This window comes from Massilia sp. Root335 (genome assembly GCF_001425685.1).
In the GTDB taxonomy this organism is placed as follows: Bacteria; Pseudomonadota; Gammaproteobacteria; order Burkholderiales; family Burkholderiaceae_D; genus Telluria; species Telluria luteola.
Window position 1 is genome coordinate 257 of record NZ_LMCY01000028.1, and the last position, 19,583, is coordinate 19,839.

At 68.4% G+C, this 19,583-nt stretch carries 22 protein-coding genes; 12 read left to right on the forward strand and 10 right to left on the reverse strand.

The window, feature by feature from the left end; genetic code table 11:
* Window positions 1–154: 154 nt before the first annotated feature.
* Window positions 155–1,162, reverse strand: a complete 1,008-nt coding sequence (locus ASC93_RS15885; protein WP_056444018.1) for a glycosyl hydrolase 53 family protein — start codon at window positions 1,160–1,162, stop codon at window positions 155–157.
* 250 nt (window positions 1,163–1,412) lie between these two features.
* On the opposite strand from ASC93_RS15885, the gene ASC93_RS15890 reads away from it, so the two are divergent.
* The 3 genes from ASC93_RS15890 to ASC93_RS15900 all read left to right on the forward strand — a co-directional run bounded on the left by ASC93_RS15890 (window position 1,413) and on the right by ASC93_RS15900 (window position 5,231).
* Entirely contained in the window at window positions 1,413–1,979 is a 567-nt protein-coding gene (locus tag ASC93_RS15890) for a hypothetical protein (protein ID WP_056444021.1), read from the forward strand.
* A gap of 65 nt (window positions 1,980–2,044) precedes the next feature.
* Complete coding sequence (locus tag ASC93_RS15895; protein ID WP_056444025.1) at window positions 2,045–2,854, forward strand: ferritin-like domain-containing protein; 810 nt, start codon at window positions 2,045–2,047, stop codon at window positions 2,852–2,854.
* Window positions 2,855–2,858: 4 nt separating this feature from the next.
* Complete coding sequence (locus ASC93_RS15900) at window positions 2,859–5,231, forward strand: DNA polymerase II (RefSeq protein ID WP_056444029.1); 2,373 nt, start codon at window positions 2,859–2,861, stop codon at window positions 5,229–5,231.
* A gap of 61 nt (window positions 5,232–5,292) precedes the next feature.
* Here the strand turns inward: ASC93_RS15900 and ASC93_RS15905 are convergent, their stop codons facing one another.
* Complete coding sequence (locus ASC93_RS15905) at window positions 5,293–5,646, reverse strand: translation initiation factor Sui1 (RefSeq protein WP_056444032.1); 354 nt, start codon at window positions 5,644–5,646, stop codon at window positions 5,293–5,295.
* 98 nt (window positions 5,647–5,744) lie between these two features.
* Between ASC93_RS15905 and ASC93_RS15910 the strand changes: the two genes are divergently transcribed.
* The 3 genes from ASC93_RS15910 (at window position 5,745) to ASC93_RS15920 (ending at window position 8,695) form a co-directional block, all read left to right on the forward strand.
* Window positions 5,745–6,335, forward strand: a complete 591-nt coding sequence (locus tag ASC93_RS15910) for a protein-S-isoprenylcysteine O-methyltransferase (RefSeq protein WP_056444036.1) — start codon at window positions 5,745–5,747, stop codon at window positions 6,333–6,335.
* A gap of 15 nt (window positions 6,336–6,350) precedes the next feature.
* Window positions 6,351–6,722 (forward strand): DUF4440 domain-containing protein, encoded by a 372-nt coding sequence (locus tag ASC93_RS15915; protein WP_229412750.1) that lies wholly within the window; start codon window positions 6,351–6,353, stop codon window positions 6,720–6,722.
* A gap of 200 nt (window positions 6,723–6,922) precedes the next feature.
* The gene (locus ASC93_RS15920) at window positions 6,923–8,695 is read left to right on the forward strand and encodes a glycoside hydrolase family 16 protein (protein WP_056444039.1); all 1,773 of its coding nucleotides are present in this window, start codon (window positions 6,923–6,925) and stop codon (window positions 8,693–8,695) included.
* A gap of 12 nt (window positions 8,696–8,707) precedes the next feature.
* Here the strand turns inward: ASC93_RS15920 and ASC93_RS15925 are convergent, their stop codons facing one another.
* Window positions 8,708–9,295, reverse strand: coding sequence for a hypothetical protein (locus ASC93_RS15925; protein ID WP_056444042.1), 588 nt, complete (start codon window positions 9,293–9,295; stop codon window positions 8,708–8,710).
* Window positions 9,296–9,494: 199 nt separating this feature from the next.
* On the opposite strand from ASC93_RS15925, the gene ASC93_RS15930 reads away from it, so the two are divergent.
* The 4 genes from ASC93_RS15930 (at window position 9,495) to ASC93_RS15945 (ending at window position 13,763) form a co-directional block, all read left to right on the forward strand.
* On the forward strand, window positions 9,495–9,929 hold the full coding sequence (locus tag ASC93_RS15930; RefSeq protein ID WP_056444045.1) for a hypothetical protein: 435 nt from the start codon (window positions 9,495–9,497) through the stop codon (window positions 9,927–9,929).
* A 7-nt stretch (window positions 9,930–9,936) separates the two neighbouring features.
* Window positions 9,937–10,698, forward strand: coding sequence for a DUF6597 domain-containing transcriptional factor (locus ASC93_RS15935; RefSeq protein ID WP_056444048.1), 762 nt, complete (start codon window positions 9,937–9,939; stop codon window positions 10,696–10,698).
* A 172-nt stretch (window positions 10,699–10,870) separates the two neighbouring features.
* Entirely contained in the window at window positions 10,871–13,306 is a 2,436-nt protein-coding gene (locus tag ASC93_RS15940) for a sialidase family protein (protein WP_082548089.1), read from the forward strand.
* Between the two features lie 91 nt (window positions 13,307–13,397).
* Window positions 13,398–13,763, forward strand: coding sequence for a VOC family protein (locus tag ASC93_RS15945; RefSeq protein ID WP_056444051.1), 366 nt, complete (start codon window positions 13,398–13,400; stop codon window positions 13,761–13,763).
* Here ASC93_RS15945 and ASC93_RS15950 read toward each other — a convergent pair whose 3' ends face one another.
* The 5 genes from ASC93_RS15950 to ASC93_RS15965 form a co-directional block, all read right to left on the reverse strand.
* Window positions 13,764–14,228 (reverse strand): carboxymuconolactone decarboxylase family protein, encoded by a 465-nt coding sequence (locus ASC93_RS15950; RefSeq protein ID WP_056444054.1) that lies wholly within the window; start codon window positions 14,226–14,228, stop codon window positions 13,764–13,766.
* Window positions 14,229–14,320: 92 nt separating this feature from the next.
* Window positions 14,321–14,941, reverse strand: a complete 621-nt coding sequence (locus ASC93_RS15955) for a DUF6058 family natural product biosynthesis protein (RefSeq protein ID WP_056444057.1) — start codon at window positions 14,939–14,941, stop codon at window positions 14,321–14,323.
* Window positions 14,942–14,950: 9 nt separating this feature from the next.
* Window positions 14,951–15,085 carry a hypothetical protein gene (locus ASC93_RS32530; RefSeq protein ID WP_267874946.1) on the reverse strand — a complete coding sequence of 45 codons (135 nt, stop codon included), beginning with the start codon at window positions 15,083–15,085 and terminating at the stop codon, window positions 14,951–14,953.
* A 92-nt stretch (window positions 15,086–15,177) separates the two neighbouring features.
* Window positions 15,178–15,408 carry a hypothetical protein gene (locus ASC93_RS15960; protein ID WP_056444061.1) on the reverse strand — a complete coding sequence of 77 codons (231 nt, stop codon included), beginning with the start codon at window positions 15,406–15,408 and terminating at the stop codon, window positions 15,178–15,180.
* A 122-nt stretch (window positions 15,409–15,530) separates the two neighbouring features.
* Window positions 15,531–15,920: a GNAT family N-acetyltransferase gene (locus tag ASC93_RS15965; RefSeq protein WP_056444064.1), complete on the reverse strand. Its 390-nt coding sequence runs from the start codon at window positions 15,918–15,920 to the stop codon at window positions 15,531–15,533.
* A gap of 259 nt (window positions 15,921–16,179) precedes the next feature.
* Here ASC93_RS15965 and ASC93_RS15970 point away from each other — a divergent pair, with 259 nt between their 5' ends.
* Window positions 16,180–16,584 carry an SgcJ/EcaC family oxidoreductase gene (locus ASC93_RS15970; RefSeq protein WP_056444067.1) on the forward strand — a complete coding sequence of 135 codons (405 nt, stop codon included), beginning with the start codon at window positions 16,180–16,182 and terminating at the stop codon, window positions 16,582–16,584.
* Here ASC93_RS15970 and alr read toward each other — a convergent pair.
* Both alr and ASC93_RS15980 read right to left on the reverse strand, forming a co-directional pair.
* Window positions 16,566–17,699 (reverse strand): alanine racemase, encoded by a 1,134-nt coding sequence (alr, locus tag ASC93_RS15975; RefSeq protein ID WP_056444070.1) that lies wholly within the window; start codon window positions 17,697–17,699, stop codon window positions 16,566–16,568. The genes ASC93_RS15970 and alr overlap by 19 nt on opposite strands.
* Complete coding sequence (locus ASC93_RS15980) at window positions 17,696–18,988, reverse strand: D-amino acid dehydrogenase (RefSeq protein WP_056444073.1); 1,293 nt, start codon at window positions 18,986–18,988, stop codon at window positions 17,696–17,698. The genes alr and ASC93_RS15980 overlap by 4 nt, the downstream gene beginning before the upstream one ends.
* A gap of 107 nt (window positions 18,989–19,095) precedes the next feature.
* On the opposite strand from ASC93_RS15980, the gene ASC93_RS15985 reads away from it, so the two are divergent.
* Window positions 19,096–19,581 (forward strand): winged helix-turn-helix transcriptional regulator, encoded by a 486-nt coding sequence (locus tag ASC93_RS15985; protein WP_056444075.1) that lies wholly within the window; start codon window positions 19,096–19,098, stop codon window positions 19,579–19,581.
* The last annotated feature ends 2 nt before the right edge of the window (window positions 19,582–19,583 follow it).

Sequence of the window (19,583 nt, forward strand, 5' to 3'; positions counted from 1 at the left end):
GGACGTGTTCGCGCTCTTCTTGCGGCGGTAGACCCACAGGCCGTAGCCGGCGACGACCATGAAGTAGAACAGGAAGACAATTAAGTCGAGGCGGGAAATCAGATTCATAGAGTTTGTCTCGTCAAACGGAGAAACGTAAATGGCGCGCCGGGGATCAGCGCTCCAGGAAGGCGTCCATGATCGCGGTCGGCTTGCCGCCGCGGTCGAAGGCGCCCATCGGATAGCCCTTCCAGTCGTAAGCCTCGGGCTCCCAATAAAACACGCCGCCCGCGCCGCCGCCATCGACGGCGCGGGCCTTGGCGATCAGGTCGGCGATGACGGCCTTGCCGTCCGGGTGGTCCCACGGCACGCCGACCTCGGACAGGATCACGGGCTTGCCGTAGCGGTGGACCATGTCGTTCAGGTTGGCCAGGCACGCGGTCGTCGCCTGTTGCCACGTCAGGTTCTTCGCCGTCGTCGGGTACGAGGACGCGCCGATCATGTCGAAGCGCGCGCCGTGCGCCCTGAGGCCGTCGAAGTTCCAGCGGAACGTGGCGTTGTCGTGGCAGTTGTCCACGTGGACGATCACGATCGCGTCCGGGAACACCTGCTTGACGGCGCCGTAGCCGCTGTCGACGAAGCGCGCATAGTTGTCCATGTGCCGCGTCGCGTCGCCCTCGGGCCACAGCATGCCGGTGCGCGTCTCGTTGCCGACCTGGACCCACGTGGGCGCGACGCCGGCGTCGCGCAGCGCGCCGAGGGTGGCCCGCGTGTGCGCCGCGACGGCGGCGGCCAGCTGCGGCGCGGTGTAGCCGGCCCAGGCCCTGGGCTTCGTCTGCTGTTGCGGGTCGGCCCAGGAATCGCTGTAATGGAAATCGATCATGATGCGCATGCCGGCGGCCTGCGCGCGCTTCGCCTTCGCCACGACGTCGGCGACGCCGTTCCAGCCGTCCTGCGGATTCACCCACACGCGCAGGCGGATGGCGTCCATCCCTTGTTCCTTGAGGATCGCGTACAGGTCTTCGGCCTTGCCGTCACGGTTGCGGAAGACGCGTCCCGACGCTTCCATTTCGCTGACCCAGCCGACGTCGGCGCCCTTGGCGAACGTCGGGTGCGGGTCCGCGTGCGCCGGGGCGGAACCCAGCGCCAGGCCGGCCGCCAGGGCGGAAAGAAAATGCTTCATCGGTCTCCGGGATTGTTATTGTCAAGCCACTAAGCCCCGGATTCTAGGCAGGAATCGCGCCGCCGACCCCATTCATTTTTCGCGTCTCCTATGAAATATTCGTATGGCGGCGTTGTTTCGGTTGAAACTTCAGCTGTTTATTTGACAAGAGGAAAGGAACGCAGGTCATCCGCCGGCTGGCACTATACTGAACCCGTGTTTCGGTTGACGCCGTCCGGCGTCGCTTTTTCTACGGTATCAGGAGGTCGAGATGAGCAAAGCATCAAGTATCCTGCGGGGCGCGTGGATCGCATGCGCGCTGTGCGCGGCCAGCGTGCCCGCACTGGCCGACAGTCACCCCAAGGCCGCGAAAGACCCGGCGCGCTGGACCAGCGGCGACAAGACGAAGGCCCAGCGCATGGCCACGCTGAAGAAGGAGATCAACGCCGCGTACGCGGAGCAGCAGTCGGCGTGCAGACACAAGTCGTCGGGCAGCCGCGCCAGCTGCCTGAAGGAAGCACGCCAGGTCTACCAGCACGACATGGCGCACGCACCGCAACTGCTGGCCGCGGCACCCAGGGGTGAGGTGACGGAGCGCGTCGTGTCCACGGCGCCGGCCACGCCCGCGACGACCGCCGAGCCGGGCGCCACCGCCTACGGCAGCTCGAGCACGGGCGCCACCGGCTCGGGTGCGGGGAGCGTGAGCGGCAAGGACGACGCGGTCCCGCCGAGCAGCGGCCAGACGAGCGGCCTGCCGCCGCCGCGCATGGACGAGCAGGACATGCAGGCACCGGCGCAGCCGCCGCAGGGCAATTCGCCGGCCGTGCAGCAGCAGTAGGGGGCCGTCCTCGCCCCGGCGGGCGCCGGGTGGTAAACTGCCGGCTTTTGTCGCAGGGGACCACGATGGCGCTCACTTTGGCGCTGCGCGTACGCGCGCTCGAGTTGTTGATCGAGACCGATCCGGTCGCCAAGACGAAGGGCGTGGCGCAGCTTGCGGAAGGCTGCCGCGCCGGCGCCTGCACGCTGGACGCGGCCGCGGTCCTCGACGCGGACGCCGCCGCCATCCCGGGCCGCCCTGCGCGGCCGGAGCTGGTGCCGCCGCGCCTCGTCGGCCGCCGCTCCATGGTCACGCCGGAAGGCCGCGCGATGCTCGTCCACGCGCTCGCCCACATCGAATTCAATGCCGTGAACCTCGCGCTGGACGCCGTCTGGCGCTTCCCCGGCATGCCGGACGATTACTATGGCGACTGGCTGCGCGTGGCGTCCGAGGAGGCCCATCATTTCACCCTGCTGGCGGCGCACCTGCGCACGCTCGGCTGGGCCTACGGCGACTTTCCCGGCCACGACAGCCTGTGGGAGATGGTCGAGAAGACGAGCGGGGACATCCTCGCGCGCATGGCCCTCGTGCCGCGCACGATGGAAGCGCGCGGCCTGGACGCCATCCCGCCGCTGCGCGCCAAGCTGGCGCAGGCCGGCGACGAGGCGGCCGCGCGCATCCTCGACGTGCTGCTGCGCGACGAAGTGGGCCACGTGGAGATCGGCAACCGCTGGTATGTTTACCTGTGCGCGCTGCGCGGCCTGGAGCCGGTGGCCACGTACGACGCGCTGACGTTGCAGTACAGGGCGCCCGTGCTCAAGGGCCCGTTCAACGTCGACGCGCGCCGCCAGGCCGGCTTTACCGAAGCGGAACTCGCCCGTTTCGCGGGTGCCTGACGTCATGGACGCGCAGGGCTTCCTGCTGACGCGCCACTGGCGCGACACGGACGCCGGCGTCGAGGTCGAGTTCTGGCTCGCGACGCCGGACGGGCCGCGCCGCGTGCGCCTCGCGCCGCAGCCGGCCGTCGCGTTCATCCCGGTGGAGCAGGGCGACACCGCGCGCCTGCTGCTGCAGCGCGAACGGGGCGCCGAACTGCGCGAACTGGCGCTGTGCGACTTCCGCCACCGTCCCGTGCTGGGCCTGTACTGCACCCAGTACCGCCACCTGCTGCGCCTGGAAAAACGGCTGCGCGAGCATGGCGTCGACGTCTACGAAGCGGACGTCCGCCCGCCCGAGCGCTACCTGATGGAGCGCTTCATCACGGCCCCCGTCGCGTACGCGGGCACGCTGGATGCCGCCGATCCGCGGCTCCTCGTCGACGCCCATCTGAAACCCGTGGACGACTACCGGCCGGCGCTGTCGACGGTCTCGCTCGACATCGAGACGACGATGCAGGGCGAACTGCGCTCGATCGCGCTGGAAGGCTGCGGCCAGCGCCAGGTGTACATGCTGGGCCCCGCGAACGGCGACGCGTCCAGCCTCGACTTCGACTACGAGGTGTGCGCGACGCGGCGCGACCTGCTCGACCGGCTGGAAGACTGGGTCCGCCGCCACGACCCGGATGCCATCATCGGCTGGAACCTCGTGCAGTTCGACCTGCGCATCCTGCAACAGCACGCGCAGCAGATGCAGCGCCCGCTGCGCCTGGGCCGCGACGGCAGCGCGATCGAATGGCGCGAGCACGGCGGGCGCCAGGAACACTGGTTCGCCGCGATCGCCGGGCGCCTCGTCATCGACGGCATCGAGGCGCTGCGTTCGGCCACGTGGAGCTTCCCGTCGTTCTCGCTGGAGCACGTGGCGCAAAGCCTGCTGGGCGAAGGCAAGGCGATCGACAACCCGTACGACCGCATGGCGGAAATCGACCGCATGTTCGCCGAGGACAAGCCGGCCCTGGCCCGCTACAACCTGCAGGACTGCGTGCTCGTCACGCGCATCTTCGCCAAGTCCGGGCTGATGACCTTCCTGCTGGAGCGCGCCAGCGTGACCGGCCTCGCGGCGGATCGCAGCGGCGGTTCCGTCGCCGCGTTCGAGCACGCGTACATGCCGCTGATGCACCGCCTCGGGCGCGTGGCGCCGAACATCGGCGACGTGCCGGGCGCGGACAGCCCCGGCGGGTTCGTGATGGATTCGCGCTCCGGCCTGTACGACTCGGTGCTCGTGCTGGACTACAAGAGCCTGTACCCGTCGATCATCCGCACCTTCCTGATCGATCCGGTGGGCCTCGTCGCCGGCCTCGAGGAGCCGGAAAGCGACACGGTGCCGGGCTTTCGCGGCGCGCGCTTTTCGCGCACGCGGCACTGCCTGCCCGGCATCGTCACGCGCGTGTGGCAGGGCCGCGACGCCGCCAAGCGCGAACGCAACGCGCCGCTGTCGCAGGCCCTCAAGATCATCATGAATTCGATGTACGGGGTGCTGGGCACGACGGGATGCCGCTTCTTCGATCCGCGCCTCGCGTCGTCGATCACGATGCGCGGCCACGAGATCATGCACCGCACGCGCGAGCTGATCGAGGCGCAGGGCTACCAGGTGATCTACGGGGACACGGATTCGACGTTCGTGTGGCTCGGGCGCGCGCACGACGGGCCTGAAGCCGAGCGCATCGGGCGCGCGCTCGTCGAGCACGTGAACGGCTGGTGGCGCGACCATCTGCGCGCCGGACTGCAACTGGAGTGCGCACTGGAGCTGGAATACGAGACCCACTTCCGGCGCTTCCTGATGCCGACCGTGCGCGGGTCGGAGGAGGGCAGCAAGAAGCGCTACGCGGGCCTCGTGCGCCGGGCGGACGGCAGCGAGGAAGTGATCTTCAAGGGCCTGGAGACGGTGCGCACGGACTGGACGCCGCTGGCGCAGGCGTTCCAGCAGGAGCTCTACGGCCGCGTGTTCCGCGGCGAACCGTACGAGGAGTATGTGCGCGACTATGTGGCGCGCACGTTGCGGGGGGAGCTCGACGAGCAGCTCGTGTACCGCAAGCGCCTGCGCCGGCCGCTGGTCGAGTACGAGCGCAACGTGCCGCCGCACGTGCGCGCGGCGCGCGCGGCCGACGAGTTCCACGTGCGCCAGGGCCGGCCCGCGCCTTACCGCAACGGCGGCTGGATCCGCTACGTGATGACGACGGCGGGCCCGGAACCGCTGGACACGCTGGACACCCGCCGTACGCCCATCGACTACGAACACTATCTGACGAAGCAGCTGGAACCCGTCGCGGACGGCATCCTGCCGTTTTTGGACGACAGCTTCGCGCGGCTGACCAGCCCGCAGGGGGCGTTGTTCTGATCAGTTGGGCCGACGAATGGTCCGGCCCCGAACCGGACGGGCACCTTCGCTTCGAGCCGGCTTACCCGCCGACGCGCTTCGCATGAAGTCCGTGTTTTCCGAGCACTTCCATGATGAGGTCGCAGTGGTCGCCCTGGACCTCGATCGCGCCGTCCTTCACGGTCCCGCCGCAACCGCATGCCGTGCGCAACTGCTTGCCCAAGGCCATCAGCGCGGCGCCGTCGAGCGCGAGTCCCTTGACGAGCGTGACGGTCTTGCCGCCGCGGCCCCTGGTCTGGCGCGACACGCGCGCGACGCCGTCGCCGGTCGGCACGACCGTGGCCTTGCAGGCACACGCCGCGACGGGGCGGCGGCAATCGGGGCACATGCGTCCGCCGTCGGTGGAATATACGAGGCCGCTGTTTGTATGCTTCATGCTGTTCGGGTATCGATGACATTTGACGCGCACGAGTTTATCCGCAAGGCGGTCCGGATGCTACTATCCTGCGCAGTCCGTACAACAAGGGAGCTGCCATGCATCATGCCGGGATCTTCGACGCCGTTTTCATCGCAATGTTCGCGCTGTGTTTCATCATCCGCGCGCCGCTGGAATACCGGAACAAGAAGATCAAGGCCGTCGAATCGCGCGAAGGCGCATTCGGCAAATTTTGCCTGATCCTGGTGTTGACCGGCTCGACGACCATGCCGTTGTTATACCTCTTTACCCGCCTGTTCGATTTCGCCGACTACGAAGTCGCAACAGGTCCCGGCCTCGTGGGCAGTGCGCTCGCAGTGGTCGGCATTTTCCTGTTCTGGAAATCGCACCGCGATCTCGGTCGCCAGTTTTCGCCGACGCTCGAGGTCAAGGAAGCGCATCACCTCATTTCACACGGCATCTACAGCAAGATCCGGCATCCGATGTACACGGCCGTCTATGCCATCGCGGCCGCGCAACTGCTGTTGATCGGGAATTTTGTCGTGGGTCCGGCCTTCCTGATCGCGTTCGGGATCCTGTATTTTTCCAGGATCGATCGTGAAGAAGACATGATGCTGGCCCATTTTGGAAACGCGTACGCGGACTATAAATTGCGCACGAATCGTTTGTTTCCGTCGTTGCGGCGCTAGCGTCCCGGGCGATTCATGATGGATGCCACACCCGCCACGCCGCACGGATTGACGCATGTCCTCGCCGAATTGCGCCTGCTCGAACCGTTGTTCCACACCGGACACGATGCGGAATGTATCGCCGCGCCCACGTTCTGGGAAGTCGGCGCATCGGGACGGCGTTATGGCAGGGAGTATGTGCTCGGCGTCCTGCGCGAGCGCGCCGCCGGGCCGGAGCCGGAAGACTGGCGCGCCGAGGATTTTCATGTCGCACCGGCCGGCGCCGATCACTATCTGCTCACCTACACGCTGCACCAGCCGGGCCGCGTCACGCGCAGGTTGACCGTATGGCGCCGCAGCGACGGGCAATGGCAGGCGATCTACCACCAGGGGACGATCGTCACCTGAGCAGGCGGGCGTCGGCCGTCGCCCGCACGATATGGTTTGACGCCTCGACAAAACAGGACTATATTTTCGTTTCCGCGTTGGAAACGTTTCCAACTCCAGTCTCCACAAGAATCCCAACAAGACCGGCGACCGAGCCGGCCCGGCGTGGTGCGTCTGGCAAGGGCGTCCACAATTCTTCGCAGTGAAACAGAGGAGTCGAAGTGAATAACGAAAACCAGAAATATCACTTGAAATGGAAAGCTTTCCACGCGGCGACGGCCGGGCTGCTGCTCGCGTGCGGCATGCACGCATCGGCGAGCGTCACCAGCCCGGCCATCGGCCAGTTGCTGTGGTCGGAAGAATTCAACGGCCCGAGCCTGGACGCGTCGCGCTGGACCGCCACCGACGGCAACGGCTGCCAGATCAACCTGTGCGGCTACGGCAATGCGGAACTGGAGTACTACAGCCCGAACAACGTCTCGATCGCCGACGTGCCGTTCGAACCGGGCACGCGCGCGCTCGCGATCCGCGCGCAGAACCAGACGGTGGGCAGCAACGTCTTCACGTCCGGGAAGATCGACAGCCACGGCAAGGTGCAGGTGCAGTACGGGATGATCGAGATCCGCATGAGCACCCCGAACGTCGCGACCGGGCTGTGGCCGGCCGGGTGGATGCTGGGCACGAGCCCGCAGACGTGGCCGCGCAACGGCGAGATCGACATCATGGAGATGGGCCACAAGGCGTCGGCGCGCACGGCGGCCGGGTCGCCGTCGGCCAACAACTTCGTCGGCTCGAACGTGATCACGTGGCAGCAGGCCGCCTGCGTGCCCGGCAACGAGAGCTGCGCCGCCTCGACCGCCTGGCAGACGAAGAACTGGTACGTGCCGGCGACGTCGCTGGCGAACCGCTTCGTCACCTACCGCCTGTACTGGACGGAGAGCCAGATGCGCTTCACGACGGTCGACAACGGCGTCGAGCACGATATGTACGACGCGCCGCTGCCGGTGAATTCGACGGCGCTACAGGCGCCCTTCTACCTGCTGCTGAACCTCGCCGTCGGCGGCAATTTCACCGACGCGGCCACGCCGGGCCAGGTGACGGCGCCGCTGCCGGGCACGATGTACGTCGACTACGTCCGCGTCTATCAACTGGACGGCAAGGGCACCGTCAAGCTGGGCAACCAGACCGTCCCCGAGGTGGCGGGCAAGTTCGGCGTGTTCACCGACACGACGGCCGTGAACGGCAAGCTGGTGGCCGGCACGAGTTCCGACATCTTCCTGTGGAACAGCGCCTCGTCCGGCGCCGGCAACACGCCGCCGTACGAGGGCGCCAACGTCATCGCCTGGAATTACACGGCGCCCGGCCAGTGGTTCGGCGGCGGCGTGCAGGCGCGCCAGGCGCACGACCTGACGAACTACCGCAACGGGACCATGAAGTTCCGCATCAAGATCCCGGCCAACGTCTCGTTCAACATCGGCGTGGGCGACACCTACACGAACCAGAACTGGGTGAACTTCCCGGCGAACACGACGCAATATGGCCTCGTGCGCAACGGCGACTGGGCGCAGGGGAGCATTCCCGTGTCGACGCTGATCGGGCCCAAGGTGGCGCTGCAGTCGCTGCTCGACGTCTTCATGATCTCGAGCGACGCGAACAAGCTGCCGGCATCGACCTTCCAGTTCGCCATCGACGACATCGTGTGGGATTCGGGCACGACGGCGCCGCCGCCGCCGCCGTCCGGACCGACCTACGCGACGCAGACATCGGCGACCACGCTGCAGTTCACGACGACGACGGGCAGCTGGGCCGACGTCCACTACACCGTGAACAACGGCACCCAGCAGAACGTGCGCATGCGGCTCGACGGCACGACCAATACGTACAGCGCGGGCGGGCTGAAGATCGGCGACGTGGTGCGCTACAGCTTCACGTACTGGGACACGGCACGCAACTACGCAGTCGATACGGCCCTGCAGACCTGCACGATGCAGTGACCGCCGGCCCCGTCACGGCCCCGGATTCGGGTTGTCCGGCAGTGACGGGATCGCGCGCAGGTATTCGTAGACGGCGTACAGGTCGCGCGTCGTCAGCTTGCCGACGGCCGGCCACGGCATCACTTGCAGGATCTGGCCGGCCGGGTCGTGCGGATTGTGGCCGGTGCGCAGCGTCCGCACGAATTCGTCGCGCGTGAGGCCGGCCGGGCGGCCCGCGTTGTCGGGCGTGAGGTTCGGCGCCGTGAAGGGACCGAACTGGCGCCCGCCCGACATGTACTGTTCCGCGTTGACGCGCTCGGGCTGGCCCTGGAACGGATCGCCGCCGGGCGAATAGCTCGGATGCGTGTGGCAGTCGATGCAGCCCGACGTGTTGACGATGTAGCTGCCCTGCCACACGAGGTTGCGCTGCTTGCCCTTGAGGTTCAGGATCACGCCGGGCGGCACGATCTCGCGCCCGCGCATGGCGCGGCTGTTGGTGTCGCTCAGGGCCGAGGCGGCGTCCGAGTCGGTGTCGGGCGCGGCCGCGGCGGGTGCCACGATGGCGAGGGCGAGTGCGATCGCCGGCCAGGTGGGACGGCGGGTCGGGTGGGTGGCGTGCATGCTGTGTCTCCTGTGGGAAAGGACAAGCGCCGCGGTACGGCCGGCGCATCGGCAACGGACGAATCTACCCAGTATAGGCGGCGGGCCCGGCGGCGCCAGCACGGCGGGCCCGTCGATTCTGATAGGGCGGGCGTGACAATGCGCGCACTTTGCCGGTGGCGGCCGTGACATCATGGCGGTTTCGACATCGGGAGACAGCATGACCGCATCCTCCAGGCCGTGGATCCTCCTGGCCGCCGCCATCGCGACCGTCGGGGCGCTCATCCACGTGGCGGCCATTCCGGCCGGCCCGTCCTGGTACGCGTATTTCGGCGCGCCGCCGGCCGTCGTGGCGTCGGCGCGGGCCGGCACCTGGCCCGCGCCGGTGGGCGCGGTCGCCATCGCCGGCCTGATGGCGACCTGCGCCTGGTACGCGTGCGCGGCGCTGGACATGGTGCGCCGGCCGCCCCTGCTGCGCACCGGGCTGGCGGTGATGGCCGCGATCTGCCTGGTACGCGCGTTGCTCCTGCCGCCGCTGGCCGTGCTGCATCCCGCGCTGCGCAACACATTCGAGGTGGTCGCCGCGATCGCCTGGGGCCTGGCCGGCATCGGCTTCGCGCTGGGCTGCGCGGGCGCGCGGCGCGGTCGCGACTGACGCCCCCATGCACCTGTACCGCGAATTCCCCCCGCATCCCGCGCTCGCCGGCCACGTGGCCTGCCTGTGGACGAGCCACGCTGTTCCGGACGGCGCGCCCGTGCGCACGCGCGTCCTGCCCGACAATTGCATCGACATCCTGTGGCAGGACGGCGCGCCGCTGGGCAAGGTGGCGGGCATGATGTCGCGCCCCCACCACGTCGAGATGGCCGCGCCGCTGCTGACGGTCGCGGTGCGCTTCCTGCCCGGCGCCGCGCGCGCCTTCTTCGACCTGCCCCTGTGCGAGCTGCAGGACGGCCATCCGGCGCTGGCCGACCTGTGGCCGCGCGCGCAGGCGGAGGCGCTGGCGGCGCTGCTGTGGGAGCGCGAGCGGACGGCGGCCGAGCGGCTCGCCATCATCGAACGGGCACTGCTCGCGCGCGTCCGCATGCGCGCGCCCGTGCGCGCGGACACGCTGGCGCGGGCGGCCGTCGCGCGCATGGAAGCGACGCGCGGCGCCGTCCGCGTCGACGCGCTGGCGTCCAGCCTCGGCGTCACGCGCCAGCACCTGGCGCTGCTGTTCCGCGAACGCGTGGGCTTGAGCGCCAAGACGTTCGCGATGGTGTGCCGCTTCCGCGCGGCGCACGCCGCGGTGCGCGGCCAGCCGGCCGCCGTCGACTGGGCGCGGCTGGCCGGCGATTGCGGCTACTACGACCAGTCCCACCTCATCCACGCGTTCCGCCAGTTCGCCGGCGCGACGCCGCAATCGTTCGTGAGGCCGGCACGCTGATCGCCCGCGGGGCGCGCCGGCGTCCTGTGAAATTTCATTCAGCGTTCTGGCGGTCTTGATAATTGCGGACGCATGCCGCGTCTCGCACAATGCCCGCGACGACTGGATGCCGTCATCGCGCCAAAGCCGGATTCCCCGACGGCCGATTACTTTTCCTCTGGGAAGTGACATCATGAACAATTACAGGAAACGTGTCGTCGTCGTCGCGATTTTCTCGATGACCATTGCCGCAGGTTGCGGCGGCGGCTCAGACGGCACGGGAAGCGCGGCTGCGACGGCCGGCACAGGCCCCGCGGCCAACGCGGGCGGCAGCGGCGCGACGGCCGGCACAGCCAGCACGGGCACGACAGGCGGCACGGACACCACGGGCAGCACCGGCAGCACGGGCAGCACCGGCACCGCGACCGACCCGGCCGGCACGGCCGCGCAGGGCGGGACGAGCGCCGCGGCGGCCACCTGGACGAGCGTGAAGTGGGGCGGCGGGGGCTATGTCACCGGCCTGGTCTATCATCCGACGTCCGCGAACGTCCTGTATGCCCGCACCGACATCGGCGGCGCGTATCGCTGGAACCAGGCCACGATGTCGTGGACGCCCATCACCGACGGCGTGGGCTTCAGCGGGGTCGAGAGCCGGTTCCACGGCGTCGAAAGCATCGCCCTCGATCCGAACAACGACCAGCTCGTCTACATGGCCACCGGCATGTACACGTTCGAAGGCAACGGCCGCATCTACGTCTCCAGCGACCGCGGCACCACCTGGACCCATTACGATCTGCCGTTCGCGCTGGGCGGCAACAATCCCGGCCGGGCCCTCGGCGAACGCCTGATGGTCGACCCCAACAAGCCGTCGACACTGTTCTACGGCTCGCGCACGGCCGGCCTGTGGAAGAGCACCGACGCGGGCCGCACCTGGGCCCAGGTCACGTCGCTGTCGTCCGTGACGATGACGCAGGACCAGATCAATGCCGCGGGCGGCACCGCGATGGGCGTCGAGACGATCGTCTTCGACACGGGCACCAAGGGCGGCGGCACGGCCACGCAGGCCATCTACGCGGCCATCGCGCCCGACTACGTCGCGGCGGCGGGGCTGGCCTCGAACCTGTACAAGTCCACCGACGGCGGCACGTCGTGGAAGCCGGTCGCGATCCCGGTCTCCGGCTACCACATCCCGCACATGGTGCGCGCCGCCGACGGCATGCTGTACGTGCCGTTCAGCCAGGGCGCCGGCCCCTCGGTCGCCGGTCCCGCCAAACTGTACAAGTTCGACGGCATCCACTGGACCCTGCTCGCGAGCAACGATTCCGCGGGCTACGGCGGCCTGTCGGTCTACGGCAGCGGCGCCACGACCCGCATCGCGCTGGGCGTCTCCAACACCTGGGGCTTCGGCCAGGTCGTCCAATTGTCGGACGACGGCGGCAGCACCTGGCGCGAAATCGAGGCCGGCATGCCGCACACGCCGGCCGGCACCGGCGGGGGCTGGGTGGACGACATCGAGATCGATCCGGCCAACCGCGACCACATCTCCCACATCACCGGCGGCGGCGTCACGGAAACGGGGAATGCCTCGTCGGCCACGCCAAGCTGGAGCGACGCGGTCGCAGGCCTCGAGGAGACCGCCACCCAGGCCGTCGTCACGCCGCCGGCCGGCGCATCGTACAAGTTCGTCAACAGCGCCGGCGACATCGGCACATGGGTCCAGACGGACCTCGCGGCGAAGCCGGCCAAGGGCCCCACCACCCAATGGAGCAACGGCAATTCGGCCGACGTGGCGTGGGCCGACCCGCTCTACATCGCGGGTACGGGCGTCTTGAACGGGTCCTCCACCGCCTTCGGCTTCTGGTCCGGCGACGGCGGCAACACGTGGTCGAACTTCGCGGCCCTGCCGGCCGGCGCCCAGTCGAACCGGGGCGGCACCGGGAACCTCGTGGTCACGGCTCGCAACAATGCCGTCTGGGCGCCGGCCAACTCGGTGCCGTCCTACACCACGAACAATGGCGCGAGCTGGGTCCCGACCAACCTGCCGTCGCTGCCCAGCGTCGCCTCCGGCTGGGATCGCGCCTATCGCCTGGCGGCCGACCGCAAGAACCCGAACAAGGTCTATGCGTACGATTCGGGCGGCGCATCGTGGGGCACGGCGGGCAAGGTCTACGTCTCGACCGATGGCGGACACACCTTCACGGCGAGCCAGGGCGCGACGACGGCGAACCTGGCGCCCAACGCCTGGTGGGCCACCTCGATGGCGGTCAATCCGAACGCCGAGGGCGACGTCTGGCTGGCCGACGGCAACACCGTCTACCACTCGGTGGATTCGGGGGCGACCTGGACGAAGCTGAGCGGCTTTGCGACCGGCGCCGGCGCGCAGGGCGCCAGCGTGATCGCCCTGGGCAAGGCAAGATCCGGCGCGAGGTACACGGCAGCGGTGTACGTGGTGGGCACGATGAACGGCGTGTGGGGCGTGTACCGCTCCGACGACGCCGGCGCAACCTGGACGCGCTTCAACGACGACGCGCACCAGTTCGGCGGCATCGGCGTGATGGCCGGCGACTGGAACACCTACGGCCGCATCTACGTCACCGGAACGGGCCGCGGTCTGCTCTACAGCAACTGAGGCCGGCCGATGTGAAGGAACGCATCTTCCATTTTTCCAATCCACGGCCGCGCGGAACAGGCATCATGTCGGTTTTCGACAGGAGACTTCCATGATCAAGGGACTGCGTACCGTGACCTACCCCGTGGCCGACCTCGGCGGCGCCAAGACCTGGTTCGCCGCCGTGTTCGGCGTCCAGCCATATTTCGACCAGCCGTTCTACGCCGGTTTCGCCGTCGGCGGCTTCGAACTGGGCCTCGTGCCCGACGGTACGCCGGGCACGGCCGGCTCCACGACCTTCTGGGGCGTGGACGACATCGCGGCCGAGGTCGAGCGCATCGTCGGCCTGGGCGCCACCGTCCACGCGGCCATCCAGGAAGTGGGCGAGGGCATCAAGGTGGCGGAATTGAAGGACCCGTTCGGCAACGTCCTCGGCCTCATCGAGAATCCGCTGTTCGACGTCGCGACCGTACGCTGATCACATGCCGGCCGGCGGTTCGACCGGGATCTGGGTGCGCACCGACAGGTTGATGGCGTTCCAGCCGCGGATGACGGCGATCGTATAGCCCAGTTCCGCGATCTCGTTCTCGGTGAAATGCTCGCGCAGGGCCGGCCACGCGGCGTCGGTGTCGTCGCGGTGGGGCAGGGCGTTGACGGCGTCGGCCCAGGCCAGCGCCGCGCGTTCGCGCTCGCTGAAGAACGGCGATTCGCGCCAGGCGGCCACGCTGTTCAGGTGGCGCGGGTCGGCGCCCTGCTTGACGAGGTCGCGCCAGTGCATGTCCACGCAGAGGCCGCAGCCGTTCTGCTGCGACACGCGCAGGTTGACGAGTTCGACGAGGCGCGGTCCCAGCGCGCCCTGCTTGACGGCCTGGGACAGGTTGATCATGGCCTTCAGGCCCGGCGTGGGCAGGGCGAACAGATTGAGGCGGGCAGCGTGCGACATGATGGTTCCTTTCGTTTGAACGAGGGTGCGAAATGTGGCCCTCTATGCATTAGACGGAACGGCGCGCGCGTTTGTGACGGGTCCGCGCGAATTCATTCGAATCCGTGACGCAGGCGCAGCGCGTCGACGTAGCGGGCGCGCGAACTGCGCGTCCGTTCGTGCGGCGCGAACGGGCTGCTGGCGCGGTCGAGCAGGTCGACGGCCGCCGCCAGCCGTTCCAGTTCGGCGCCGTCCAGCGGCCGGTCGCCGTCGGTCGATGCGCGGATGACGTGGATCGCCAGTTCCTTCGCCGCGACGTCCTCGGGCAGGCCGGAGCGCGTGCACAGCCCGTACGTGCCCGCGATGAAATGGGCCCACTCGCTGCGCAGGTGCGGCTCCGCCGCCAGTGCGGCTGCGGGCATTGTCCGGTACAACGGCTGGGCGTCCAGGGCCGCCCGGTAGCGCGCGGCGAACAGTGCGTATGGATCCGCGGTGCCGTCCAGCAGCATGCATAGCCAGTCCACATAGCCGCGCGCATACCAGTCGGTCGCATGATCCGCGGCGTGCGCGCCGAAGTACGATGTGCAATCGATCCGGACCTTCAGCCGGTACGACGGCGCGGGCATGGTCCCGGCGGCGGTGAAGGCATCGAGCCGCGCGCCTTCGGCGGCGCAGGCCGCGAGCAACTGCGCGCGGGTGAGGAAGTGGGTGTGCAGGTAGGCGATGAGTTCCATGCCCGCATGCTACCCGCCGGCGCGCCGCGATGCTTCGGCCGCCGCCGAACCGTCGTCGCGGTCGGACGTGCCGGCCGGCACCTGGGCGCCGGCGCTGGCGGCAGCCAGCAGGGTTGCCGATGATGGGAAACGCCATGCAATCATGCGGACCCCGACTCTTTCGAACTGCTTCGTGAAACATGACAAGACAAGGGCCGGGGATAACCGCCCGGCCCCGTGTCGTGTATGGACGCCGTTCAGGGTTTGATGTGCGGCTGGACCGCCCCCGGGTTCAGGATCTGGTTGGTATCGATCTGGTCCTTGTTGATCACTTGGGCATTGTTCGACGCATGGCGCCGCGGCAGCATGCTCCCGGTCGGGGATTCACGGTCCTCGCGCGAGAGCTTTTGCCCGTCGGCGGCCGGATCCCGGGCACAGGCGCTGAGGAGACACGCCGCGCCCGCGGCGATCAAGAAATGCTTCATCATGCTTGGTGACTCCTTTATTGTTGGAACATTTAATTTGCGTGCACGACAATATAAACCGGATCCTGTCCGAAATATGTAAGGATATTTCGTCGATTTGCATGTGGCAGTGCGCGCCCGCCGGGCTAGGCGCGCAAACGCTCCATGGCGATCGACGACACCGTGAAACCGAGCCTGGCGAAAAACGCTGGCGCGCCGTCGCGCCCGGCCCGAAGCACCCAGGTGATGCGCGGGTCGGCGCCGGTCACATGAGCGACCAGTGCCGTGCCGATGCGTCGTCCACGGTGGGCCGGCGCCACGACGACCATCGACAGGTAACCGTTCGACAAACCGTCCGTAATGGCGCGGACGAACCCGACGACCTGGCCGTCGATGACGGCGACCTCCGCGACGGGCGAGGCCTCGACGAGCGCGACGAATTCGGCGAGACCCGCAATGCGGTGCGCCCAGCCGTTGTCGACCAGCAGGCTGAATGCCGCCGCAAGTTCCGACGGCAGGACACGGCGAATTTCCATGGGATCGAATAAGGTGCGCAAAGGTGCAGTGTAGGCCGTGCATCGATCACGTTGCAAGACGGATTCGCCGTGCGCCCGGCCTGCCGTTGCAATCGCCGCACGCCGTTGTTAATATCGTGGCATGAACCGCGCCCCTGTTACCCGTCAAGCGATTATTACCACCATCAACCGGATGGTGGGTTAGCGCTTGTTACTGCAACCCGCCTGGAGGCGGGTCTGCAGCAAGCCAGTCTCCACGGCCCGTCCACAAGGAGACACCATGGCTTCCCATCCCCTCGAACAGGTCATCCGCGCCGCCGATGCCGCCATCACGGCGGAGGATTTCGACGCGCTGATGGATTTTTACGCCGACGACGCGACGCTCGTCGTCAAGCCCGGCCTGCACGTCACGGGCAAGGACAAGATCCGCGCGGCGTTCGTGAAGATCGCCGAGCACGTCCGGCACAGCCTCGTGGTCGGGCAGGGGCGCATCGACGTGATCGAAGGCGGCGATACCGCCCTCGTCATCATGGAGTCGACGCTCGATTATCTGGATGCGGGGGAAAAGGTGGGCGCCAGGCGGCGCGCCACCTATGTGTTCCGCAGGGATGCCGGCGCGCGCTGGGTGTGCACGGTCGACAATTCCTACGGCACGGACATCCTGGATCAGCGCACCGGCGAATAGCGCCGTTCGAAGCGGCTGCCCAGGCGCGTCAGCACCTCGTACCCGATCGTCCCGGCGTCGGCCGCGACCGCGTCCACGTGCTGGTGCGCGCCGAGCAGTTCGACCGTCATCCCCGGCTGCAGGCGCGCCTCGGGGATGCCGGTGACGTCCAGCGTGATGCTGTCCATCGACACCGTGCCGGCGATGGGCACGCGCACGCCGTCGATCCAGGCGCAGCCGCGGCCGGACAGCGCGCGCAGCCAGCCGTCCGCGTAGCCGACGGCGATGGTGGCGATGCGGCGCGTGCCGTCCGCCACGTAGCGGGCGCCGTAGCCGACGGCGTCGCCGGCCCCGATCGTCCGCACCTGCACGATGCAGGCATCCAGCGACACCGCCTGGCGCAACGGATTCGGCGCGCCCGGTTGCGGATTGATGCCGTACAGCGCGGCGCCGGGACGCACGAGGTCATGGCGAAAGTCCGGCCCGAGGAAGATGGCCGACGAATTTGCGAGGCTCGCCGGCATGGCCGGGAACCGCGCGCGGATGGCGTCGAAGCGCGCGCGCTGGCGCGCGTTCAGCGGATGGTCGGGCATGTCCGCGCAGGCCAGGTGGCTCATCAGCAGGACCGGCTCGAATGCGGCCAGCCAGTCGCGCGGGTCGCCCAGCGCCTCCAGGTCGGCGGGAGACAGCCCCATGCGCGACATGCCGCTGTCGACCTGCACCGCCGCGGCGAGGCGCCGCCCCGCGCGCGTGCACGCGGCGCTCCACGCGCGCACCTGGACGGGGTCGTTCAGCACCGGGATCAAACCGTGTTCGATGAAGTCGGCCGCGGTGCCTGGCGGCGGCCCGTGCAGCACGTAGATGGCGCTGCCTGCCGGGACGATGGCGCGCAGCCGCATGCCTTCCTCGACGTGCGCCGTGAAGAACACGCGGCAGCCCGCGCGCACGAGGGCCGGCGCCACGTGCGCCATGCCGAGGCCATAGGCATCGGCCTTCATCACGCCGGCGACGACGGCGCCGCCGGCGCGTTCCACCAGCAAGCGATAATTGGCCGCGACGGCATCCAGGTCGACCGTCAGCACGGCGCCGGCCCGCGCAGCCCGGGCCACGTGGGCGGGGTGTGCGGCCGCGTTCATGCCTTGGCCAGCGCCGGGCGCATGGCGGCCGTGCGCGTGCCGGCGTAGCGGAACACGGCCAGGTCGTCGGCGTGGATCGCGGGGACCCTGCCGCTGACCAGGTCCGCGATGACGCTGGCCGAGCCGCATGCCATCGTCCAGCCCAGCGTGCCATGGCCCGTGTTCAGGAACAGGTTCGACAGCGGCGTGGCGCCGACGATCGGCGTGCTGTCCGGCGTCATCGGACGCAGGCCCGTCCAGAACTTGGCGCGCGACACGTCGCCGCCGCCCGGGAACAAGTCGTTCACTACCATCTCCAGCGTCGCGCGGCGGCGCGGATTCAGGGCCCGGCTGTAGCCCGCGATCTCCGCCATGCCGCCCACGCGGATGCGGTCGTCGAAGCGGGTGACGGCGATTTTATAGGTCTCGTCGAGGATCGTGGACACGGGCGCCCTGGCCGCGTCGACGATCGGCACGGTGATCGAATAACCCTTGAGCGGGTAGACCGGCACGCGGAACCGGCCCTGCAGCAGCAGGCGCGAATAGCTGCCCAGCGCCAGCACGTAGCGGTCGGCGGTCACGCGGCCCTTGTCCGTCTGCACGCCGACGACCTGGCCGTGCGCGATGTCGAGGCGTTCGATCGCCGTGTCGAACTGGAAGCGCACGCCGAGGTCGCGCGCCATCTGCGCCAGGCGCGTCGTGAACAGCTGGCAGTCGCCCGTTTCGTCGTTCGGCAGGCGCAGGCCGCCGACCAGTTTGTCGCGCACGTGGCCCAGCGCCGGCTCGGCATTGGCCAGCTGGTCGCGGGTCAGCGCCTCGAACGGCACGCCGGCCTCCTTCAGCACCTCGATGTCCTTGGCGGCGCCGTCGAACTGCGCCTGCGTGCGGAACAGCTGCAGGGTGCCTTGCTGGCGGCCTTCGTACGCAATGCCCGTCTCGGCGCGCAGCGCACGGATGCAATCGCGGCTGTACTCCGCGAGGCGTACCATACGTTCCTTGTTGACGGCGTAGCGGCCGGCGTCGCAATTCCTGAACATCTCCCACATCCATTGCAGCTGGAAGAGGGAGCCGTCGGGCTGGATGGCCAGCGGCGCGTGGCGCTGGAACAGCCATTTGAAGGCTTTCAGCGGAATGCCCGGCGCGGCCCAGGGCGACGCATAGCCCGGCGAGATCTGGCCGGCGTTGGCGAAACTGGTCTCGAGGGCCGGCCCCGGCTGGCGGTCGATGACGGTGACTTCAATGCCGGCCTTGGCCAGATAGTAAGCGGTGGTCACGCCGACCACGCCGCTGCCGAGTACGATGACGCGCATAGCTTTCCCTGTGTCTCTGGTTGTTTAGGAATTAGAATATGTTTTCATTTTAGTTGTGGGAATGCCATAATAGTTTCGGTTTGCGATTTACTTTTTAGTGAAAAATCATGCGCGTGCAAAAAGACTCGAACCGTGTGCTGGACCGCATCGACCTGCACATCCTGTCCATCCTGCAGGACGACGGCCGCATCGTGATGAAGGACCTGGCCGAGCGCGTCGGCCTGTCGCTGACGCCCTGCATCGAACGGGTCAAGCGGATGGAGCGCGACGGCGTCATCGCCGGCTACCACGCGCGCGTGGCGCCGCGCCTGCTCGGGCTGCAGATCCTCGTGTTCGTGGAGATCACGCTGCGCCAGAAATCGGAGCAGGCGTTCGAGCGCTTCCGGCGCGCGATGCTGGCGCTGCCCGAGGTGATGGAGTGCCACCTCGTGTCGGGCGATTTCGATTACCTGATCAAGGCGCGCATTCCGGAGATGACGGAATACCGCAGGCTGCTGGGCGAGATCCTGCACGTGGCGGACGGCGGCCAGTCGAAGAGTTATGTCGTGATGGAAGAGGTCAAGGAAACGCTGGCCGTGTCGATCGCGCGCTGAGC